Source organism: Roseibium sp. AWQ4_254, from assembly GCF_056161025.1.
The window spans coordinates 16,298-37,347 of the sequence record NZ_JBSWYH010000002.1; the positions used below are offsets into that span (position 1 = coordinate 16,298).

At 57.9% G+C, this 21,050-nt stretch carries 15 protein-coding genes and 1 tRNA gene; 5 read left to right on the forward strand and 11 right to left on the reverse strand.

Annotated elements, in window-relative coordinates:
• Positions 1 to 102 precede the first annotated feature (102 nt).
• Positions 103 to 1,311 carry a tetratricopeptide repeat protein gene (locus ACXAIC_RS01900; RefSeq protein WP_475173046.1) on the forward strand — a complete coding sequence of 403 codons (1,209 nt, stop codon included), beginning with the start codon at positions 103 to 105 and terminating at the stop codon, positions 1,309 to 1,311.
• Between the two features lie 188 nt (positions 1,312 to 1,499).
• Here the strand turns inward: ACXAIC_RS01900 and ACXAIC_RS01905 are convergent, their stop codons facing one another.
• From ACXAIC_RS01905 to ACXAIC_RS01920, 4 genes are all read right to left on the reverse strand, one after another.
• Positions 1,500 to 2,789: an RsmB/NOP family class I SAM-dependent RNA methyltransferase gene (locus ACXAIC_RS01905; RefSeq protein ID WP_475173047.1), complete on the reverse strand. Its 1,290-nt coding sequence runs from the start codon at positions 2,787 to 2,789 to the stop codon at positions 1,500 to 1,502.
• A 49-nt stretch (positions 2,790 to 2,838) separates the two neighbouring features.
• The gene (guaB, locus tag ACXAIC_RS01910; protein ID WP_475173048.1) at positions 2,839 to 4,341 is read right to left on the reverse strand and encodes an IMP dehydrogenase; all 1,503 of its coding nucleotides are present in this window, start codon (positions 4,339 to 4,341) and stop codon (positions 2,839 to 2,841) included.
• A gap of 181 nt (positions 4,342 to 4,522) precedes the next feature.
• Positions 4,523 to 5,230: an RlmE family RNA methyltransferase gene (locus tag ACXAIC_RS01915; RefSeq protein WP_475173050.1), complete on the reverse strand. Its 708-nt coding sequence runs from the start codon at positions 5,228 to 5,230 to the stop codon at positions 4,523 to 4,525.
• Positions 5,227 to 6,885 (reverse strand): Ppx/GppA phosphatase family protein, encoded by a 1,659-nt coding sequence (locus tag ACXAIC_RS01920; RefSeq protein ID WP_475173417.1) that lies wholly within the window; start codon positions 6,883 to 6,885, stop codon positions 5,227 to 5,229. Before ACXAIC_RS01920 ends, ACXAIC_RS01915 begins: the two co-directional genes overlap by 4 nt.
• A gap of 335 nt (positions 6,886 to 7,220) precedes the next feature.
• Between ACXAIC_RS01920 and ACXAIC_RS01925 the strand changes: the two genes are divergently transcribed.
• Positions 7,221 to 7,294: transfer RNA gene (locus ACXAIC_RS01925), tRNA-Gln, on the forward strand.
• A 220-nt stretch (positions 7,295 to 7,514) separates the two neighbouring features.
• On the opposite strand, the gene ACXAIC_RS01930 is transcribed toward ACXAIC_RS01925, so the two are convergent.
• Positions 7,515 to 8,150, reverse strand: a complete 636-nt coding sequence (locus tag ACXAIC_RS01930; RefSeq protein WP_475173051.1) for a TetR/AcrR family transcriptional regulator — start codon at positions 8,148 to 8,150, stop codon at positions 7,515 to 7,517.
• A gap of 83 nt (positions 8,151 to 8,233) precedes the next feature.
• On the opposite strand from ACXAIC_RS01930, the gene ACXAIC_RS01935 reads away from it, so the two are divergent.
• Complete coding sequence (locus ACXAIC_RS01935; protein ID WP_475173052.1) at positions 8,234 to 10,279, forward strand: oxidoreductase; 2,046 nt, start codon at positions 8,234 to 8,236, stop codon at positions 10,277 to 10,279.
• Positions 10,280 to 10,852: 573 nt separating this feature from the next.
• The gene (locus ACXAIC_RS01940) at positions 10,853 to 11,437 is read left to right on the forward strand and encodes a VPLPA-CTERM sorting domain-containing protein (protein WP_475173053.1); all 585 of its coding nucleotides are present in this window, start codon (positions 10,853 to 10,855) and stop codon (positions 11,435 to 11,437) included.
• Positions 11,438 to 11,528: 91 nt separating this feature from the next.
• On the opposite strand, the gene ACXAIC_RS01945 is transcribed toward ACXAIC_RS01940, so the two are convergent.
• From ACXAIC_RS01945 to dctP, 4 genes are read right to left on the reverse strand one after another with little or no spacing between them, the layout of a single operon-like run.
• On the reverse strand, positions 11,529 to 12,467 hold the full coding sequence (locus ACXAIC_RS01945) for a dihydrodipicolinate synthase family protein (protein WP_475173055.1): 939 nt from the start codon (positions 12,465 to 12,467) through the stop codon (positions 11,529 to 11,531).
• A 44-nt stretch (positions 12,468 to 12,511) separates the two neighbouring features.
• Positions 12,512 to 13,807, reverse strand: a complete 1,296-nt coding sequence (locus tag ACXAIC_RS01950; protein ID WP_475173057.1) for a TRAP transporter large permease — start codon at positions 13,805 to 13,807, stop codon at positions 12,512 to 12,514.
• Complete coding sequence (locus tag ACXAIC_RS01955; protein ID WP_475173058.1) at positions 13,804 to 14,370, reverse strand: TRAP transporter small permease; 567 nt, start codon at positions 14,368 to 14,370, stop codon at positions 13,804 to 13,806. Before ACXAIC_RS01955 ends, ACXAIC_RS01950 begins: the two co-directional genes overlap by 4 nt.
• 32 nt (positions 14,371 to 14,402) lie before the next feature.
• Positions 14,403 to 15,422 carry a TRAP transporter substrate-binding protein DctP gene (dctP, locus tag ACXAIC_RS01960; RefSeq protein ID WP_475173061.1) on the reverse strand — a complete coding sequence of 340 codons (1,020 nt, stop codon included), beginning with the start codon at positions 15,420 to 15,422 and terminating at the stop codon, positions 14,403 to 14,405.
• Between the two features lie 506 nt (positions 15,423 to 15,928).
• Between dctP and ACXAIC_RS01965 the strand changes: the two genes are divergently transcribed.
• Positions 15,929 to 16,588, forward strand: a complete 660-nt coding sequence (locus tag ACXAIC_RS01965) for a GntR family transcriptional regulator (protein ID WP_475173064.1) — start codon at positions 15,929 to 15,931, stop codon at positions 16,586 to 16,588.
• A 350-nt stretch (positions 16,589 to 16,938) separates the two neighbouring features.
• Here ACXAIC_RS01965 and ACXAIC_RS01970 read toward each other — a convergent pair whose 3' ends face one another.
• Together ACXAIC_RS01970 and ACXAIC_RS01975 are read right to left on the reverse strand one after the other, a co-directional pair.
• Positions 16,939 to 19,161 (reverse strand): peptidase domain-containing ABC transporter, encoded by a 2,223-nt coding sequence (locus ACXAIC_RS01970; protein ID WP_475173065.1) that lies wholly within the window; start codon positions 19,159 to 19,161, stop codon positions 16,939 to 16,941.
• Entirely contained in the window at positions 19,158 to 20,816 is a 1,659-nt protein-coding gene (locus ACXAIC_RS01975) for a peptidase domain-containing ABC transporter (RefSeq protein ID WP_475173066.1), read from the reverse strand. The genes ACXAIC_RS01970 and ACXAIC_RS01975 overlap by 4 nt, the downstream gene beginning before the upstream one ends.
• Positions 20,817 to 21,050 lie beyond the last annotated feature (234 nt).

Sequence of the window (21,050 nt, forward strand, 5' to 3'; positions counted from 1 at the left end):
GTTTTGAACCCGGAGCGGCGCTCCACTAAGCTTACCGAAACGTTATCAACTCCATATTGACGGATCGGGCATGAGTCGCGTCATCAGTTTGCCGGAACAAAAATGACCGCTACCGCGCGCTCAACCTATGAAGAAGCCCTCGCACTGGAACAGTCCGGTGACATTGACAAGGCCCTTGTCTCCTACCTGAAAGCCCAGGAACTGTCGCCGCAGGATACTGAAATTGCCTATCGCACCGCCTCCGCACTTCTGAAATCCGGTCATCTGGATGAAGCCCAGTCGCAGCTGCGCCGGATTGTCTTTGCCGAACCTGACAATCTCAAGGCCCGCGCCAGCCTGGGCAATTGTCAGCTGTTGCTCAACGAGGTAGATCTTGCAGTCCAGAACTTTCAGGATGTCTTGGCGCAGGACCCGGACAACCGGAATGCGCTTTATGGCCTGATCAGCATCTATCTCAATCAGGACAGGGTTCAGGAGGCCGCCGGACTGGTGAAGCGGCTGGTCACGCTTTTGCCAGGGGTCGCGGCGGTTCAGGCGCTTCTGGCAGAAGTGCAGTCGAAAACCGGTCAGACGACGGCTGCCATCGCTGCCTACCGAAAGGCGCTTAAGCTGGACCCTTCAAATCTGGCACCCTATCTGGGTCTTGCCGGGGTGCTTTTGCAGCGCAAACGCTATCAGGACGTGGTCGAGCTGATGTTGCGGGCCCATGCGCTTGCGCCGTCCGACCCCAAACCGCTTGAGTTTTTTGCCGATGCCTTGGCCGGTTCCGGGGCGCTGGAAGACGCCCTGGAGTCCCTTGATGCGGCGCTGAAGCTGGAGCCAAAGTCTGCAGAGCGTCTTGTCAAACGCAGCGTGCTGTGCCGGAAACTCGGCCGGCAGACCGAGGCCCTGGCCGCGGCTTTGACGGCCCATGATCTGGCTCCGGAGACCCCGGAGCCGTTGAACGCGCTAGGCGCTGCACTGGCGGCCCTGAAACACATGGTCCAGGCCCGCTCTGTGTTGACCGGATTGTCAAAGGGCGAAGGCCTTGCTCCCGATGTCAGAGCCTTCACGGCGGCCCTGCTTGCCTCAGAACCGCAAGCCGCGCAGGAACCGGGGCAGGACAATCCGTCCCTATCTGTTGACGCGTCAACGGCCTTGGGGGGCGCCAAAGCCAAAGCGCAGCACGTTCCAGACGAGACCCAGAAACCGCTGACATCCGAGCCATCCCCTGAGGTATACACAGAGCCCAAGGAACCTGTAGCTGTTCTGGAAGACGATGTGCTGCCCAATGTGCTCGGACTTCAACGCCGGGACCGGTCCCGCAGCTAAGGCCAGTCGCGTTTTAACTGGTTTGCCTTTTGCGGCTGGAGATCAAAGACGTCAGCGAAAATGCCGAAACGGTTTCAAATCTGTTGAAGCCGGCGCGCTGTGGCGCCGTATCTTTTCAAAAGCAGTGTCGGCGGATATTCGCCCGTATGAGGCCGCGCGATCGTGGGCTTCAGGCCTGATGAACGCTGTCAAGCGGTCCGCTCGAACATGGCAACATAGAACCCGTCGGTTCCGCTGGAGGCGGGGGTCAGCAGAATGGCGCCCGTGTCGCTCACATAGCGGGGGGCTTGTTTCTCCGGCAGGCGCTGCTTCCAGATCCCGCTTACGGAAACGGGTTTGAAAGCGGTGTTCTGGGTTAAAAACCAGTCCGCCTGGGCCTGGTTCTCCTGCGCCAGAACGGAACAGGTCACATAGACGAGGCGACCGCCCGGTTTTACGTATTTACTTGCATTCACAAGTACATGTTTTTGATCGTTGATGCGGTCTGTGAGCGCCTTTTCGGACAGTTTCCATTTGGAATCCGGTCTGCGGCGCCAGACACCGGTTCCCGTGCAGGGCGCGTCGATGAAGACGAGATCCATCTGGCCGTCAAGATCGTCCAGCGAGGAGCTGGCTGGATCGCGGACCTGAATGTTGCGCACGCCCGCCCGTTGCAGCCGTTCATGGATTGGTGCAAGGCGCAGGCGGTCCGCATCATAGGCGTAGAGCTGGCCCTTGTTCTCCATGGCTGCAGCCAGGGCCAGGGTTTTGCCGCCGCCACCCGCGCAATAGTCGAGCACCTGCTGCCCCGGTGCGGCTTCCGCCAGGATCGCTGCCAGCTGACTGGCCTCATCCTGCAATTCAAACCAGCCTTTGCGGTAGCCTTCTTCCGCTTGCACGTGGGGCATGCGGCCAAGACCCGGCTTGGCTTCGATCCGGATGCCGATGGGGGAAAGCTCCGTTCCAATTGCGCCCGTGTGGGACAGCCGCTTGATCAGTTTGTCGCGCTCTGCCTTCAGCGTGTTGGTGCGCAGATCCACGGGTGCCCGTGTGGCAAGCGCCCTGCCCTCAGCAACCGCCGCCTCTCCAAAGACCGACTGGAAGTCCGGCCACAGCCAGTCGGGAACATCTGCCTGGGCAGAGGGGCTCATTTCGACGGGGTCTGTGGCCTCCAGCCGGGTCTTTTCCTCGGTGCTCAGAGCTTCTGGTGCGTGAGGGTCCTGGAGCGCTGCCATCAGTGCCTCAACACCTTTGTCCCAGGTGAGCGCATAAGTCGCCAGAACAATCGCGCGAGGAGCGTTCTCTCCCATGCGGGCGGCCAGCGAGGCCCGGTTGCGCAGGGCGTCAAAGACAAGATTTCCGATCACCGTCCGGTCGCCGGAACCGGCGAAGCGGTGTGAGGTGCCCCAGTCTTTCAAGGCAATCTGAACCGGTCTGTGACGGGCATCCACCTCACTCAGGACCTCTATTGCAGCCGCGAGGCGTCCGCCATCTTTCATGTCATACCTTCGATTTCAAAATGCCTTGCGATCCGGCCTTATGAGCGGATCAAACGTTTGATGGATAGTTTGGGCTTTCGCGGGTGATGGTCACGTCATGGGCGTGGCTTTCGCGAAGCCCAGCACCGGAAATCTGGACAAACCGGGCCTTTTCCTGGAAGTCCCGAATGGTTTTGCCGCCCACATAGCCCATGGCCGCGCGCAAGCCCCCGGCCAGTTGGTGCAAAACGCTGCCAAGCGCGCCCTTGTAGGGCACCTGCCCCTCAATGCCCTCAGGCACGAGCTTGAGGCTGTCGCGCACTTCGGCCTGAAAATACCGGTCTGCGGAGCCACGGGCCATTGCGCCGACAGAGCCCATGCCGCGATAGGATTTATAGGATCGTCCCTGGTGCAGATAGACCTCACCCGGGCTTTCTTCGGTGCCGGCCAGCAGGGAGCCGACCATGACCGATCCAGCGCCTGCCGCAATAGCCTTGGCAAGGTCGCCGGAATATTTGATGCCGCCATCAGCCACCACAGGCACACCCTGTTTCTGGGCTTCATTGACGGATTCTATGATGGCGGTGAGCTGCGGGACGCCGACACCGGCTACAATCCGGGTGGTGCAGATCGAGCCGGGTCCGATCCCGACCTTGACCGCATCCGCGCCCGCATCGATCAGTGCCTTGGTGCCCTCGGAGGTTGCCACATTTCCCGCCAGCACCTGAACCGCATTGGAGAGTTTCTTGACCCTGGTGACCATGTCCAGGACCTTCTGGGAATGGCCATGGGCGGTATCAACCACCACCATGTCCACCCCGGCATCAATCAGACGCTCGGCCCGTTCAAAGCCTTCCGTGCCAACGGTGGTCGCTGCAGCGACCCGCAGCCGCCCCTGGGCGTCCTTGGACGCATTGGGGTTGAGCTGAGCCTTTTCCATATCCTTTACGGTGATGAGGCCGATGCAATTGCGGTCCTCATCCACCACTAGAAGTTTCTCAATCCGGTTCTGATGCAACAGGCGCTTGGCGTCTTCCTGGCTGACATTGTCGCTAACGGTGACCAGATTGTCGCGGGTCATCAGTTCGTGGATTTTCTGCCGGTCGTCGGAGGCAAAGCGCACATCGCGGTTGGTCAAAATGCCAACCAGCTTGCCGGTGATCTGCCCGCCAGTGCCGCCATTTTCCACCACCGGAACACCCGAAATGCCGAAGCGCTTCATCAGATCAAGCGCGTCTTTCAAGGGGGCGTCGGGCCCGATCACAAGGGGGTTGACGACCATGCCGGATTCAAACTTCTTCACCATCCGCACTTCCTCGGCCTGCTGGTCGAGGGTCAGATTGCGGTGGATAACCCCGATGCCGCCAGCCTGGGCCATGGCGATGGCCAGGCGGCCTTCGGTCACCGTGTCCATGGCCGAAGACAGGATCGGGATGTTCAGCTCAAGGTCCCGGGTGACCTTGGTTTTCAGGTCGACCTCGCCTGGCATGACTTCCGAATGGCCGGGGATCAGAAGGACATCATCGAAAGTCAGAGCTTGCTGTCCGGTAGACGGAACAAAGAAGGACACCATGGCCAATTCCCCTTTTGAAAAATAGTTCAGCGCGCAGTCCCTGTTGCCAGGTCTGCGTGTGGCGAGTCGCTTCGGCTGTGCCGGAGAAGTTGGCGCGGGTCAATAACATGCAGGTGACAGAATGAAAAGAGCCGTTTGCACATCGCCTGGCACCTTTCCGGTCCGCTCCCGCATCCGGTGTTTAATCCGGGTCGAGATCGCTGCCGCGAAAGCCTTTTGCGATCACATAAAGTTCCGGGCTTTCCTTGCGGCTTGCCGGGGGCTTCAGATGCGCCACCGACTTGAACTCGCGCTTCAAATCCTGCAGCAGCGCATGTTCCGTTCCGCCACGGAACACCTTGGCCAGAAACGAGCCGCCGGGCACCAGGTTGCGCCGGGCAAAATCAATGGCGATTTCGAACAGATGGGTCGTGCGCAAATGATCCGTCTGTTTGTGGCCGGTGGTCGGTGCAGCCATATCGGACAGAACCACATCCGGCCGATGCCCGTCCAGGGCTTCCATGAGCGCCGCGGGTGCATCATCGTCGAGAAAATCCTTTTTCAAGAAAGTCGCGCCGCGCACATGGTCCATATCCAGATAATCAATGCCGACCACTTTGGGCGCATCCAAGGTGGACTTCACGCGCTCAACAGCCACCTGGCACCAGCCTCCGGGGGCGCATCCCAGATCCACCACCCGGTAACCAGGTTTCAAAAGCTTGTGCTTGTCATCAATTTCGATGAGTTTATAGGCGGCGCGCGAGCGGTAGCCATCTGCCTTGGCCCGGCGCACGTAAGGATCGTTCAACTGGCGCGCCAGCCAGCGCGTGGACGATTCCCGGCGCCCTGCTGCGGTCTTTACCTTGACGTGCAGACCCCGGTCGCCCGATCCCTTTTTTGAACGGCTCATGCTCTGTTCCTCTGCCGCCGCCGGGACGAACGTTTGCCGGACCTTTTCTGGCTCCAGACCCCGTCGGCGGCCATCAATTCTGTCAAAATGCCTTCACGCAATCCCCGGTCGGCCACGCGCAGCCTGGAGCAGGTCCATTTGCGGCGGATTGCTTCCAGAATCGCGCAGCCTGCCAAAACCAAATCAGCGCGGTCCGCACCAATACAGGGATTTTCCACGCGCGCCTCATACGGCATGTCCCGCAACTGATCAATCATCGTGGACACGTCGCGGTCGTCGAGCCAGGTGCCGTCCACCCGGCGCCGGTCGTAGCGCCGCAATCCCAGATGCACACCGGCCAGAGTGGTAACGGTGCCGGACGTGCCGAGCATGTGCACCTTTCCAGACCCAATGGCCTCCGACAGGGTGTCTGCCAGCCCGAAGCCTGCCAGATGCCCGGCGGCATCAGCCACCATGGCTTCAAAGATCTGCGGGGTCACATGAACGCCGCCATGCTGCTCGGCCAGATTGACCACACCGACGGGAAGCGAAATCCAGGACCGGATGAAGCGGGTCAACGCATAGCCCTTCGCACCGCAGCGGTTGCGAAGATCAAGCCAGACGATCTCGGACGAGCCGCCGCCAATGTCGAACAGGATTACCCCATCCGCGTCATGATCCACCAGCGATGCGCATCCGGCGACCGCGAGCCGGGCTTCCGTTTCCCGGTTAACGATTTCCAGGGCCAGTCCGGTTTCCGCCTGCACCCGGTCAATGAAATCGGCACCGTTCTCTGCCGCCCGGCAGGCTTCGGTCGCAATGAGCCGGGACTTTGTGACCCCCTTTTCTGCCAGTTTTTTGTGGCAATTGGCCAGGGCCTCAATGGCCCGGTCCATCGCCGCCGCGCTGAGCTGCCGGTTCGAGCCAACCCCTTCCCCCAGCCGGACGATCCGTGAATAGGCATCGACCACACGGAAGCCCCGGTCTTCGGGACGGGCAATCAGCAGACGGCAATTGTTGGTGCCCAGATCAAGCGCCGCATAGAGGGGCGCCGATCCGTTATTAGCCCTGGCCCGGTGTCCTGGGCCGCGCCGGTGTCCCGGACCCGCCCCTCCGTCCCGATGTTTCCGGGCCGGTTTGGCCGCAAGATCGCTGGCCGTGCCGTTTGCAGTCTCCGGGGACGCCTTCGGGACTTGTACTGTTGCGCTGTCAACGCCTTCTGGCGGCACGCCCTCTGCCGGTTTGCCTTTTCCAGCTTGCCAGCGGCGCCTGCCCCTTCGGTTGGCGGCCTTGCGCCCCTTTGGGCTGGTTGCCTGGTCCGGACCAGTCCTTTGGGCAGGCCTCTGTGAAGCACCGGCCACGCTCCTGTCATGGAGCCCCGAGCCTGCGGACGCGTCCTGCGGCAGTTCCTGAGGGCGGTGGCGGCGTTTTTTGCGCGGTTTGGACGGGCCGGATGAAGCGCCCCCGTCTTGCCCGGGACGCCCCTTGGCAAGTTCGCTTTTGTCGACGGGTCCGGAGAGGGTGAGGCCTGCCAGGATTTCCCCTGACCGGGGACCTGCCGCCGGCTGTTGTGCCTGGCCGGGCGTATCCCCGTTGGTTTCTTGGGCAAACCGGCGCTTGCGCCGCCGCCTGTTGCCTCTCTTTGGCTCGCTTTGAGCCTTGGTCTCACCGGACACGTCAGCGGCACGTCGCCCGGTTCCGGGCGGTTCCTGACCTGACTCAGTCACTTCTTTACCTTTCAGGCCAAGCCGCGCCCGGTCTCAGGGCCGCAGAATCTCTGGCCAGTTCTGTCGTTGGCAAAACTGTAACAGGTTGACAGTCCGTCGGAAAGCGCCCGTTTGAAATCATCCTTACGCGCCGGCTTTTGGGCGCCATTTTAAAATTTCACAAAAAAGTCGAAAACGGCACTTGATCATCGAACAACGTTAGATGTATACGCGATCCACCGGACGGCGCTGAGGAAGGTTTCGCTCCTCGCTTCGTCACACGGCCGGATCTGAACTGGCCAAGTTGGGGAATAGGTTAACGGTAGACCCGCGGACTCTGACTCCGTTAGTCCTGGTTCGAATCCAGGTTCCCCAGCCACTCTTTTCTTGTAAGTCTTTGATTTAGCGTCACTCGGTCCTGTTTCGTGATCCTCCGTTTTTCTAAACGTAACGGCGGACCACTTCAAAGGGGAGGATCAAGCTAGTTCAAAGGTCGTGCGGGGCGCGGTCTTTTGTTACGGTGAAAACAAAGCTCCGCAATGCGGGACGATACGGTATTGCGCGGCGGCTGCGCCAAGGTCTGCTTCTGTTGGTTTTGTTCACGCGTCTTGTGTCTGTATTCGAGCGTGCCTCTTTAAAAAGTCCTGAACCTCGGCGACAGTCGCGCGCACACCGGAGAAAAGCTCAACATAATGCTGGACGCGCGCAAGGCGCTCTGTTGGGTTTTCACGCACATCCATCGAGATGTACCCGATCTGTGAGTAAATCACGGTCATTCCGCGAACCTCTGATTGTTCCTTGGAGTATCCAAATCGCTCGAAAATCTGTGACACGGCGGTGATACGCTCTGTATCGGCCTGATCGATCTTGGCTTGAAGCGCGGAGTTTGTGCGCCCCCAGTTGCGGATCGCCAAATCGAGGGGGGCATCAAAAAGCGTGCGATCCAGCCAACAATCCATCAGGTTTAACAAGGCCTCGGACACAGAGGCCGCATCTCTGCGGCACATGGCAACCAAATTACCGGTGTTCTTGTCCTCCCATCGCTCGATCATCGCGCCATGCAGGGCGGCTATGTCATCGAAAAACCAATAGAAACCAGTGCGGGTCAGGTTCAGGCGGCGTGCCAATGTCATGACTTTGACCGCCTCTATGCCGTCTGAAATCAATACGTCATAGGCGGCTTCGAGCCAGATGTCCCGGGAGCCACGCTGCTTTTGAAGGGTGTCTGTTGCCATCCGGAAATGATCTGACGACTTGACATATATGTAAAGACCCGCTTTCTTGACATCAGTGTCAAGTTTTAGCCCGAGGATTTCTAATGGCGACCGATCCGCTCCTCCAGCCGTTCCAACTCAAGCACCTCACATTGCGTAACCGGATCATGACAACGAGCCATGAACCGGCCTATCCTGAGGATGGAATGCCCAAAGAGCGGTATCGGGCCTACCATGCCGAGCGTGCCAAGGCTGGGGTTGCGCTAACGATGACGGCAGGCTCCGCTGCGGTCTCCAAGGATAGCCCTCCCGTATTTAACAACATCCTGGCCTATAAGGATGAGGTGGTTCCGTGGATCCAAAGCCTGACGGATGGTTGCCACGAACATGGCTGCGCAGTGATGATCCAGCTGACGCATTTGGGCCGCAGAACGGGGTGGAACAAAGGCGATTGGCTGCCTTCTGTCTCGCCTTCGAAACATCGCGAACCTGCGCACCGGTCTTTCCCGAAGCGGATTGAAGACTGGGACATTGATCGGATTATCCGAGACTTTGCCGATGCTGCCGAACGGATGAAGGCAGGCGGCATGGACGGAATAGAATTGCAGGCTTACGGCCACCTGCTGGATCAGTTCTGGTCGCCTCTGACGAATGATCTGGTTGGGCCATATGGTGCAGACACACTTGAAAACCGACTGCGGTTTCCAATGGATGTTCTGGCCGCTATTCGCAAACGCGTCGGGTCCGAGTTCATCATTGGCCTGCGGTACACAGCGGATGAGGCGCAAAAAGGTGGCATCACGGAAGAAGAAGGGCTGGAGATTTCGAAACGGCTTGCTGCAACGGGCCAGGTTGACTTCCTAAACGTGATCCGGGGGCGGATCCACACGGATCCCGCGATGACAGATGTGATCCCGGTCCAAGGTATGAAAAGCGCGCCGCATCTGGATTTTGCAGGCCGGGTCAAGGCCGCTACCGGCATGCCAACCTTCCATGCCGCACGCATTCCCGACGTCGCAACGGCGCGCTATGCGGTGCAATCAGGCCAACTGGATATGGTTGGCATGACAAGGGCGCATATGGCAGATCCGCATATCGTCCAGAAAATCGTGGAAGGACGTGAGGACGATATCCGGCCCTGTGTCGGCGCCACCTACTGCCTCGATCGCATCTACCAAGCGGGCGATGCGCTGTGCATCCACAACGCGGCGACAGGACGGGAACTGACCATGCCGCACGAAATTACGCCGGCAGACACGCCAAAGCGCGTTGTGGTGGTCGGTGCCGGTCCCGGCGGATTGGAAGCGGCGCGCGTCGCTGCCGAACGTGGCCATGATGTGACCGTCATTGAAGCGCAGTCAGATCCCGGCGGACAGGTTCGCCTGACGGCGCTGAGTGCCCGGCGTAAAGAAATGATCTCGATCATCGACTGGCGCATGTCACAATGCGCCGCTCGGGATGTTAAGTTCCATTTCAATCTCTGGGCCGAGGCGCAAGATGTGCTCGCGTTTGAGCCTGATGTCGTGATCATCGCCACTGGCGGCCTGCCCAATACCGAACTGTTTGAAACAGGCCAAGACGCCGATCATGTGGTCACGTCCTGGGACATTATCTCCGGCGACGTAAAGCCGGTTGGGTCTGTGCTGATCTATGACGAGGCTGGGGATCACGCCGCGTTGCAAGCCGCTGAGGTTGTGGCAGAGAGCGGATGTCAGGTCGAGATCATGACGCCTGATCGCACGTTTGCGCCCGAGGTCATGGCCATGAACCTTGTGCCCTACATGCGGTCTTTGCAGGAGAAGGATGTGACCTTCACCGTCACCCGTCGCTTGCTCGGCGTGGCGCGCGATGGCAATCGGCTGTCGGTGCAGATCGGAACCGACTACAGCGATCTTGTCACAGACAAAACATACGATCAGGTTGTGGTGAATTACGGCATCTTGCCGTTGGATGATTTGTACTTCGACCTTAAGCCACACAGCACCAATTTGGGCGAGGTCGATTACGATGACCTGGTCGCGGGCACATCCCAGTCGGTCTCACGCAATTCCGAAGGCACGTTCCAATTGTTCCGCGTGGGGGACGCGGTCTCCTGCCGCAATACCCATGCAGCGATCTATGATGCGCTGAGGCTGATGAAAGACATTTAAACGCAATAGAACAGACTGCCGCCGAGACGGCAGTTGACGTTCACGCAAAACGCAGCACCGATCAACTTGGGCTCGGAGCTGACCTTCGTCCGCGCTCTGAACAAATGTTCAGAGCGCGGACGAAGTGGGAACTCGCTGCGTCTGCACCAAAATCTGCAATTGGAGGTTCAACTGCGCGTCTTGGGTCTGCAAAGGTCGGGATCTGTTCAGTTGCAAGAGAGCCATGAAGGCAGCAAAACTCAATGAGCCGTCGCCTGAAAACGAAAATGCGAGAGATATGAGACACGACCCTGCCTCACGGGATTTGAAGGCGAGAAGTTAGATTCGCACCATTACCCACTTACGCTTTTCGAACTATTTTATACTTTGTTTTTCGCTTTATGTACAAGTTGAACTTTCTTTTGAATTAATATTTGTATTTAAATTACTTTGATTGTATTTGATTTTTTGCATATCGGATTCATTCTCCCTCAGGGTACTCCCACTAAGTGCCTTAGGGAAAGAAACGCATTGCGAAATACGGCGTCCCGCGAGTGGGATGCTGAGTTGAGGTTTTTTAAAAGGGTCCTGAAGATGAAATACAGTCTTCTGTCAGCGGTTTTCGCTGTGTTTGCTCTTTTGATGACGCCGATGTCCGCATCGGCTGTCACCTGGAGCGTTTCCAATGTGCCGGTCGGCACAACAGTTTTCGACAACCCGGTCGGCACTGAAATTGTCGGCGACGTCTATAACAACGTAACGGGTACGTATTCGGGTGTGCGCACGTCTCCTTGGGGCGACAGCACGTCTCCCTATTCTGCGGTTTCCGGATTTGGTGCGGTTGCATCCTACTATTTCGATAAAGCTCAGAACTCTCTGTCCTTTATCTGGGGCACCCCGGATGCGGATCCTTATGGCCGGAACACAGTCGCCTTCTGGTATCAAGGGTCGATTGTTGCCATTCTGACCGCCTTTGATCTCGGTCTGTCTTTTGGTGACGGCACCAAGCTGGTGAACTTCGCCAACTTGAAATTCGATCAGGTCTATTTTGCCAATCTCGGCGCTCCGGCTTTCGAATATGCAAACATGCAGACGACACCGGTTCCCCTTCCCGCCTCAGCCCTTTTGCTGCTCGGCGGTCTTGGCGGTTTGGCTCTCACCCGTTTCCGCCGCTCATAATAACCCCGTAAATAGCCCACCTTTAGGACGGTTGCCTGGCAACCGTCTTTTTTTTGCGTTTAAGGTGATCTGGCCATCAAGATATTCGGCTTCAGGCCGCGTCTTTTAACATGGCAATGCGAGAGCGGAAGGTTTGTGCCCCTTCCAAGATGTGATCCAAAACAGCTTCCAGCGCCCAGAATCGCTCGTGTATGTCAAAGGTCACGGCCCGGCAGTCTGTGTGCGCGAATGTGCCAAGGCGTTGATGGAACCGTTTGGCGATCTTAGGGTAGCCCATTGGTTCGCACATGGCGGCAAGGGCCATAAAGTGCGCGAGATCAGAGGCAATATCGGGGTGATTGGCGCCGTGATCCTGTATCCAGCGGTAGAGATCCGGATGGAAATTGTTCATCACACCGCAGAAACCCTTCCCGCCAGCCTGCATGGCCGGCCATGCAAGCGCCGCATTGGCATTGTTGATGGCCAAGGGCGTGCCTGAACACAGGGAGATCCGGCGCTTCAGAACATCAAGATCGCAAGAGACGTCTTTTAGGATCGAAAACCGGCCGCTCTGCGCGCAAAAGGCAATGTGGTCATCGCTCAGAAGACGGCGGTAGGGTGCTGGACATTCATAAAGGCCGAGAGGCACATCGTCGGGAAGTGCCGCCATGAGTTTTTCCAGGCGGCTTTGCAAAACGGTGCCGTCTTCGTCCTGTCCAGCCAGCCGGTTGGTCACGAAGACCGCGCAGTCAATGCCGGTTCCGGCGATGGCTGTCATTTCAGCGATCTGGTCGTCCAAAGCATCTGAAATGTGGCCTGATGCTGCAATCGGAACCCGGCCAGCAACTGTCTTGACCGTGAATCTTGCCAGATCGACCCGCTCCTGGAGAGACAGGAACTGCATTTCCGACGACTGGCAGACAGCAAACAGGCCTTCCGAGCCGTTGCTGATATACCATTCCAGAAGACGCTCATAGCCGTCCCAGTCAATCTTGTTGTCCGGCGTGAAGGGTGTCAGCACAACCGGCACGATTCCAGCTATGGACTGCATGGCAGGCCCGTCCTTTCTTTCAAGAGATCAATGGCACCGCGCGCTTATCCGGGATACCCAAAGACACGCGGCAGCCACAAAACAATGTCCGGCATGAGGATCATCGCAAGCAGAGCCAGGATGAGTACCCCGAGAAACGGCCAGATTTCGCGGATCATTTCCACCAGAGGAATGCCGGTGACGGCATTGATGACAAATAGCAGCATACCGTAGGGCGGCGTGATCAGGCCGATCATGCAATTCACCACTGCAACGACGCCGAAGTGAACCAGATCAATGTCCAGTTCCCGGCAGGTGGGGATGAACAGAGGTATGATGACAAGAATGATCGTGGTTGCATCCAGAAGGCAGCCGAGCAGCAGGATCAGGATGTTGACGGCGATCAGGAACATCAGCGGCGAGACATCAATGCCGACCATTGCCTTGGCCAGAAGCGTTGGAATATTCTCGGACGCGACGATGTAATTGAGAATGAGAGCGCCGCCGATGACGATCCCGACTGCCGCTGAGGACCGGGCGCTTTCCACAAGGATGCGGTAAAAGGCCTTGAGCGACAGGGCGCGGTAGAAGACCGCCGCAAGGATGAGCGCGTAAAAAGCTGCCACCGCCGCTGCTTCGGTCGGTGTCGTCACACCGCCATAGATGCCGTAAAGCAGGATGGCGGGCATGAGCAGCGCAGGAAAAGCGTTGACTGTCAGCTTGGGCAATTCGCGCAAGGGAACGGGCGTATCCACCGTAGCACCCCGGCGGCTGGAAATGTAAAAATTCAGCGCCATCATCAAAACGGCCATCAACAGCCCCGGAATGATGCCGCCCAGAAACAGGTAACCGATGGAGGATTGGGAGACCAGTGCATAGAGGACCATCGGAATCGACGGCGGAATGATCGGGCCAATCGTGGCAGAGGCTGCCGTCACAGCGGCAGCAAAGCCTCTCGAATAGTGACCTGACTTCACCATCATCTCGATGATGATCTTGCCGATCCCTGCGGCATCGGCTACGGCAGATCCGGACATGCCGGAAAAAATCAACGAGGCGACAATGTTGACATGGCCGAGCCCACCCCGGAACCGGCCAACAGCAGCCACACAGAAATTGAGCAGGCGTTCGGAGATCGTCCCCGCATTCATGATATTTGCAGCGACGATGAAGAGTGGCACAGCCAAAAGGATGAAGCTGTTATAAAGCCCATCCATGATCACCTTGCCGGCAACACCAACGCTTTGTCCTGCCAGGCCAAGATAGACAAAGGCCCCCAGCAAAATGGAATAGGCAATCGGCGCACCGATACCGGCCAGAATCACGATCGTGAGCAGGCACAACAGAAATTCAACGCTCATGACCGGCTGGCCCCGTCCTGTGTTTCTGCCTGATCTTCCTGAACGCCGTGGCGCAGCGCCTGCCAGACGGCCCACCCGAACCGCAGGGCAACCACACCCAGGAAAAGAATATAGACGGCATAGATGTCGCGCATGCGCAGACCATCGCCGAAGAGCTCCGACAAGGTGGCGGTCTTCTTCAGGCGCAGAATGTAGAATTTGGCCCATGTCGGTTCCAGGGACCATAGCAAACCGGCTGAAATGGCCGTTCCGCTGATGATGAGAAAGACCCGGCGCAGGCCCGGCGACGCCATTCGGTAGAACAGATCGAACTGCACCTGGTCGCGGGACCGGACAATGAAGGCATTGCCGAAAAAGACGATCCAGACCCAAAGCGCCGTGCAAAATTCAAGGGTCCAGCCGTAGTGGCCCGGCTCCAGGAGGGGGAAGGTCTCCCCTATCCAAGGAAGCCGGGCCGAATAACGGATAGCGATCTGCAGGATGAAGGTGGCGAACATGGCAGCCATCATCAAGGCTGCCAGGCCTTCGGCCGTCCGCGTTATCCATTTGACTACGGGTTTCATGCGGCCTACTCGCCACCCTCTCCTGTTGCCGGTTACTGACCGAGCGCGTTGATCTGGTCGAGAACGCCGTCAGGCCAGGATTCTGCAAATTTGGAGCCGACATACTGGGCCTGCACATGCTCCCGGAAAGCCTTTACGTCCGGCTCGTAGATGGAGAGGCCCTGCTCTTCGAGGAACGAGACCAGTTCAGTCTCTTTCTGAAGCTGCTTCTTGCGGGCGCTGTCGGCCGCCGCATCGGCTGCCGCCTGAAGTTCTGCCTGCTGGTCTGCAGACAGGCCATCCCAGACCGCCTTGGAAAAGGCGATATAGTTCAGGTCCACAAGATGGGAGGTCAGAACGATCTGGTTGGTGACTTCATAGAATTTGGCATCCACCACAGTCGGCAGCGGGTTGTCCTGACCGTCCACAGATGCGGTTTGCAGCGCCGTATAAACTTCCGTAAAGGCCATCGGGGTCGGATTGGCGCCCAGAGCCTTTCCCAAGAACTGCCAGGCATCAGAGCCGGGCATGCGCAGGTTGACGCCGGCCAGATCCTTGGGCGTCATGACGGTCAGCTCATCTTTGGTCTGGCGCAGGTTTACCTGACGGCGGCCCAGATACATGACCGAAAGCAGCTTGACGCCGAGTTCGTCCTCAACCTTCTTCTTGAAGGGATCCATCAGCGGATCATTGAAAACAGCAACCTGATGGGCAGCGCTCTGGTGGACGTAACCGGTGGCGAAAATAGAGAACTCCGGGAAGAAATTCGCCAGTTCCTGCGCCGATGTCAGGGACATTTCGAGATCGCCAGAAGCAATGGCTTCGAGCTCGGAGCCTTGCGCAATCAGCGACGCATTGTAATGAGGTTCATAGGTTGCGAAATCCGATACGGCAGGCGCAAACACATCCGCAAGGGCGATTGTGCGCTGGTCCGTATCGCTGGCCGGGGTCGACATCCGCAATGTGACCTTGTCCTCAGCGGCAGCAGAGAAGCTGGTAAGCGGAACAAGGGTGAGCGCGGCTGCAGTGGCCATGGCCGCACCAAACCGGCGGCGTGTAATGACTGTCATCATTTCCTCCCTGAGACATGTATCGCAAGAGCCATCTAGCGCCGCTCCCTCTCTCTCCTCAAGCCTTAAGGACCGGCAGCTGGTCAGATTGACAACTCTTTCTGAGAAATTGCGTCTAACATGTTAGTGATATGTCAGCAAGTGAAAAGATCGGACGCCTTACTGCTCCTTCTCGTCAGATCACCTAGATATGATTGTTTTGGCAGTTTATTTTGATCTTTCCGGCGGGCGAATAGCACCAAATTCAGCCTCGTCACTCTGACGGAGGTTCTGATTTTGTAACGCCTCATCCAACAATGGCTTGCTTGCCATCATCGTGGCATCACACTAACCTGTTACGGCGACTGCGCCTGTTGTCAGGCGTGGTCTTTGGATTGAACCCGGATTTTGAACCTGTGGGGCATGGGTGAATTCAACCGTGGGGACCGTTTTAAGCATGTGTTTGACCCTGGAGGCTATGTGACGAGAACCATCCAGATCCTTTGCAGCGGATACGGAGCGGCGCCCGAATGACAGATCAGGGGCTGAAGACGACGCTTCGCTGGGAAGCCTACAGGTCGTTTACCGAGAAGCTGCTTGCGCGGGACATTCTGCCCGGGCAATTCGTGTCGCAGCGTGAGCTGGTCGAGATGACCGGCATGCCGCTCGGGGCCATTCGTGAACTGGTTCCGCGCCTTGAAGCAGAGGGAATCGTCAAGACCGTGCCCAAACGGGGCATGCAGATTGCCCATGTGGATGTCGACCTTATCCGGAACGCCTTTCAGCTGCGCATGATTCTGGAATTGGCCGCCCTGAAGGAGTTTTGCCGGAACGAGAGCCCAGGATCGATTGCAAAAATCCGTGCGGAGCACGAAGAGATCCTGGCAGAAGCCCGCAAGGAGGTAACCCCTGCCCTTTTGGACCGGGCTCAGGCGGTTGATTGGGGGTTTCATGACCTTGTCATTGACCGGCTTGGCAATGACCTCCTGTCAAATGTCTACCGGGTCAATTCCATAAAGATCCGGATAATCCGCGGCCGGGAAACCCGTATTCTTCCGGATCTGATCGAAGTGGTTGTCGGCGAACATCTCAAGATCCTGGATGCCCTGGAAACCCGGGACGAAGACCGGGCGGTTGCGGCGCTGGAAGATCATATCGACAGTGCCCGCAAACGTGCGTTGAGACTGTAGGGGGCATACCCACTTTCCTCAAGCTGTTCCAAAGCATCCGGCCCGTTTTATCATTGACAAATCGGGGTCGGCGCTATCTGGAGGGTGCCCGTCAGCTGACAGCGGAGGCAAAGCGGCGGAACGCCGCAAAAAGTGCAGCAAGTGGCGCTTCCTCCCGTTTCTTTCGGCTTTTCATATCGCGTCCATTTACATAAGTGGACATTTTACGCGCAAACTCGAAAAAGCGGGAGGTCGGGTTCAGGGTGGAATGGGCTGCGTGTGGCTATGCAGACCGGCGGGACCGGCGTGTGGTCCGGCGCCGCCAACTGACGGTTTGATGTCAGGATCCTGCCGTGAAGAACCGCATGTATCTACCCGGCCCTGGGCGTTTGCTGTCCCATCAAAGCCGGCACAACCTTGTCAGGGGCGCCCATCATGGCGATCTGGCCGCCCTGGAACAGCACGACCCGGTCCGCCATCTTCATATGGCTCGGCCGTTGGGTGTTGATCAGAACCGTTGCCTTGCCCCGAAGGGCCTGCAACACCGCCATGAACCGCCGGTCCCCGTCAAAATCCAGATGGGTGCCGGGATTGTCGAAGAGATACAAGGGAACGGTCTTTACCAAGGCCCTGGCCAGGACAATCCGCTGTTTCATATTGTCCGGCAGCCGTTTGACCGTCTCCGTATTCAGGCGGGTTTCAAGCCCGTCAAAATGGGTCTCCAGATAGGACAGCAGCCCGAGCTTTTCCGTGATGTCGTAAAGTCTCTCGTCACTTGCACCGGGCTCGCAGAGCAGCAGATTCTGTTTGACGGTGCCGTAGAAAAAGTCGAGATCTTCCGGAGCATAACCGATCCGGCTTCGCCATTCCCCGGCATCCAGTTGGCGCACATCGAGGCCATCAAAGAGAATTGATCCCACCTGCGGCTGAAACAGGCCTGTGACGGCCTGAAACAGAGCCGACTTTCCAGATCCACTGGGGCCCGTGATTGCGACCATTTCCCCCTGCTTGATCGTCAGGTCGACACCCTTCAAGCTGGCTTCCGTGCTTCCGGGATAGCGCAGCACCAGGGAAGAGATCTGAAGGTCTCCCTGAAGGTCGCGGGTGATCTTGGGCAGATAGCCTGGTTCCCGCTCCAGCGGCACTTTCATGAGAGCGTTGATCTGCTCAAGAACCGTTCGGCTCTGGGCAAGCTGTGTGATGCTTAAAAAGGCCTGGTTCATGGGATTGAGAACCCGCCAGGCCATGGCCATGGTCGCGATGAGCGCACCGAGGCTCATATTGCCTTCCATCACCTGCATGGCGCCAATACCAAGCACCAGAACACCGCAGATGGTCATCAGAGTCTGGGAAACCGTTTGCAGCAGAAAGGTCAGGCTGCGGGCATGAACGTTGGATTTGTTGAACTGTGCCGACAAGGCGGAAAACCGGTCAAGCCAGGCATCTTCCACGGACAGGTTTCTGAGCGCACGCTGAAACCGGAAGGTTTCGATAACGTGTCTGATGAACCGGGTTTTCTGCTCTCCGACAGCGGTGACTTCCCGCTGGATCCTGGGCAGAACATAGACCGCAATCAACCCGTAGACGAGCAGCAGCGCCAGAGGTGGGAAGGCCACCGGCCCACCGATCAGAAAGATTGCAACGATGAAGATCAGCGTGAAGGGGATGTCGACAATCGCGTTCAACAGCGGGCTTTGAAAGATGTCGCGCACACTGTCGAAATAGCGCAGCCGCATGACTTGCATGCCGACCGGAGCTTCCGACAGCATCGCATAGGGCAGATGCAAGATCCGTTGAAACGCTGCATTGCCCACGATTGCGTCCACGCGGCCACCCAGATAGGCCTGAAGTCTGTTCTTGGTTCTTCTGAGCACCAGTTCACACACAAGAATGATCGCTATCCCGGCTGCCATAGTCAGCAGAACATCGAACGCCTTGGCGCCCATGGCCTTGTCATAGATCGCCATAATGAACAGCGGCGGTCCCAAGGCAATGACGTTCAGAAGAAGTCCAATCCCCAGTATGGCCAGAATACTGGCGCGGAACTGTTTGGCTGCCGCGGAGGACCAGCTTCTGGCCGCACCCGTCTTTTCGGCCGGGTCACGATCTTCCGAAACGAGGAAAAGCTCGGCCTTTCGAAGGGCTTTGGGCGTGAGGAGAGCGGCCTTTTCGGAGGCTCCAGAATAGGCCCGGAAATCCCCTTCCGGCGTCTTGCTGGCCAGAACAAGAACGTCGTCCCCGGTGGCACACAGACACGGCAGCTGATGGTCGGGCAACGTTCCCAGGTCACCGTGAAACGGAGTTGTCACAATTTTGACCCGGCTCAGAACCTTGCGCAGGTCCTGAAGGGTGTCAATGCCGTCAAAATGCGGCAGCGCCTCGAACAATAGCCGGTCATTGCCCTGCCACGACATTTCGCGCAGGAGAGGAACAAGGCATTTTCCTGCCGGAGTTGTGCTATTGCTCAGATGAGAGAAAGCGGTCGACTGGCCAGCCGTTTCCCGCGTCAAATCATCGGACAGGTCTTCCCATTGCCGGTGAACCGGATTCGTCGAGGGCTCCAGGTCCAGAAGATCAAAAAGCGCGCGTGTCAAGCTGACAATTCCTTGCTAGCAGTGCCGGTCCGGCTCTTAGGCTCTGATACGCTTCCCGGCTTCAGATCCTGGAGCTGTCCGTTTTCCACGAGGAACTGCCGGTCGGCGACGGCCCGCATCGAGGGGCGCTGGCTGACCAGAATCACGGTCAAATGCCCTTTCAACTGTTTAAGAGCCTCCAGGAGCCCCTTTTCTGCGGACTGGTCAAGCAAGGCATTCGCCTCGTCTAGAATCAGGATTTTGGGCTCACCGCACAGCGCCCGGGCTATGCAGATTCGCTGAAGGATCGACGTGGGCAGCTTGCCTCCGAGATCCGCCCCCAGCTGCGTGTCATACCCTTTTGGCAGCAGATGAATGTCCTTTTCCAACCCGATGAGACGGGCCGCCATGCGTGCGTGAGCAATGTCGGAAATGGCACCAAACATGGTGATGTTATCAAGAAGCGTGCCGTTGAAGATAGCCGCCTTGCTGTCCACATAGGCGATTGAGCTGCGCATGGAATCCTTGTAGGGACCCGAAAAATCGTGCCCGCCAATCAGGACATGTCCTTGATCGGGGCACCGGTCCCCTTTCAGTACCTTCATCAGGGCTGTTTTGACGCCTCCGTCAGAGCCGCTGACACCAACGATCTCTCCCGGGGCGACCGTCAGATTGAGATCTGAGGCAATGCGGCCGCCTGACGGGCCGTTCAGCGACACATTCACCAATCGGATTGAACCATCGGAGCCGTTCTCAGGAACCTTTCCAGAGACGACCGGTGGCAGGTCGAACAGGGCCACGACCTGGCTATGGTCGTGGCGTAGCCGTTGCATATCGGTCAATTGGTTGATGGCCCTTAAAAAGGGCTGCACGAACTGCCCGGCCAGCAAGGTGCTGGCGGCAACGCCCCCAATGCTGAAAGTTTCCTCAATAACCATAACGGACCCGAAAAGAACAACGCAGACGGTCGTCAGCGTCGCAAAGAGCGACGAAGCATCCCGGGCCTGCCCAGCGAGTTGCATGTAACGGGCGCTCAAACGGGCCGTTTCCCCCTGCAGCCGTTCGAAGCGGCGCATAATCAACGCTTCCATGGCCTGGGACTTCAGGGTTCTGGCCCCGGTAAGCGCCTCGATGATGAAATCGGACTTTCTGTCGTCCTGATCGGCCCGGTCGGAGATGACGTTTCGCAGCGCCCGGTTCCGGTTGACGGCAAATAGACCGAAGAGGACCAGGAGACACAATGGAACAAGCGCCAAAGGGCCTGCAATGAAGGTCAGTACGGCCAGATAGACGCCACCAGCAGGCAGATCGATGGACAGAAGCCGAGCCTGGTCCCCGTAGTGATCGGAGACCGATTGCAGTGAGCGTAGCCGGTGCGTATGCACGGAAACCGGCGTTGCTGCAAAGTCTTCCGGATTGGCATGCAAGACCCGCCGGATCAGTTCCTTATGGCTGTGGTGATTAAAGCTGGCGCCCAGCCGGCACACGACGGCTGTTCTTGCGATCTTGATCAGGCCATCAGCGATCAGCACAAAGATGACACCTGCCATCAGGACCAGAAGCGTGTCTGAGGACTGGTTGGGCAACACCCGGTCATAGACCTGCAGAATCGCAAGGGGCATGGCCAGACCGAGGATGTTGGCAAGGATCGACGCGGTCACGACATCGGATGGCAAACGGGGAGCCGAAATCCACTGCCCACTCGGTGAATGTTTCACCCGGATCATGGGAACAGTAAAGGAAGAAAAGATCGATTTCAGCATTAGTTAGCCAGAGTTGTGCACCTATCATCCAACCTGCGCTGTCTGGTTTAACAAACGTTTACCCTACCCCCTCTTTGAGAGGCTAATTTCAAATAACCAACAGATTATCCGGATGATTTTTCGCTTTGTTAACGGCGCCGTCGTTCA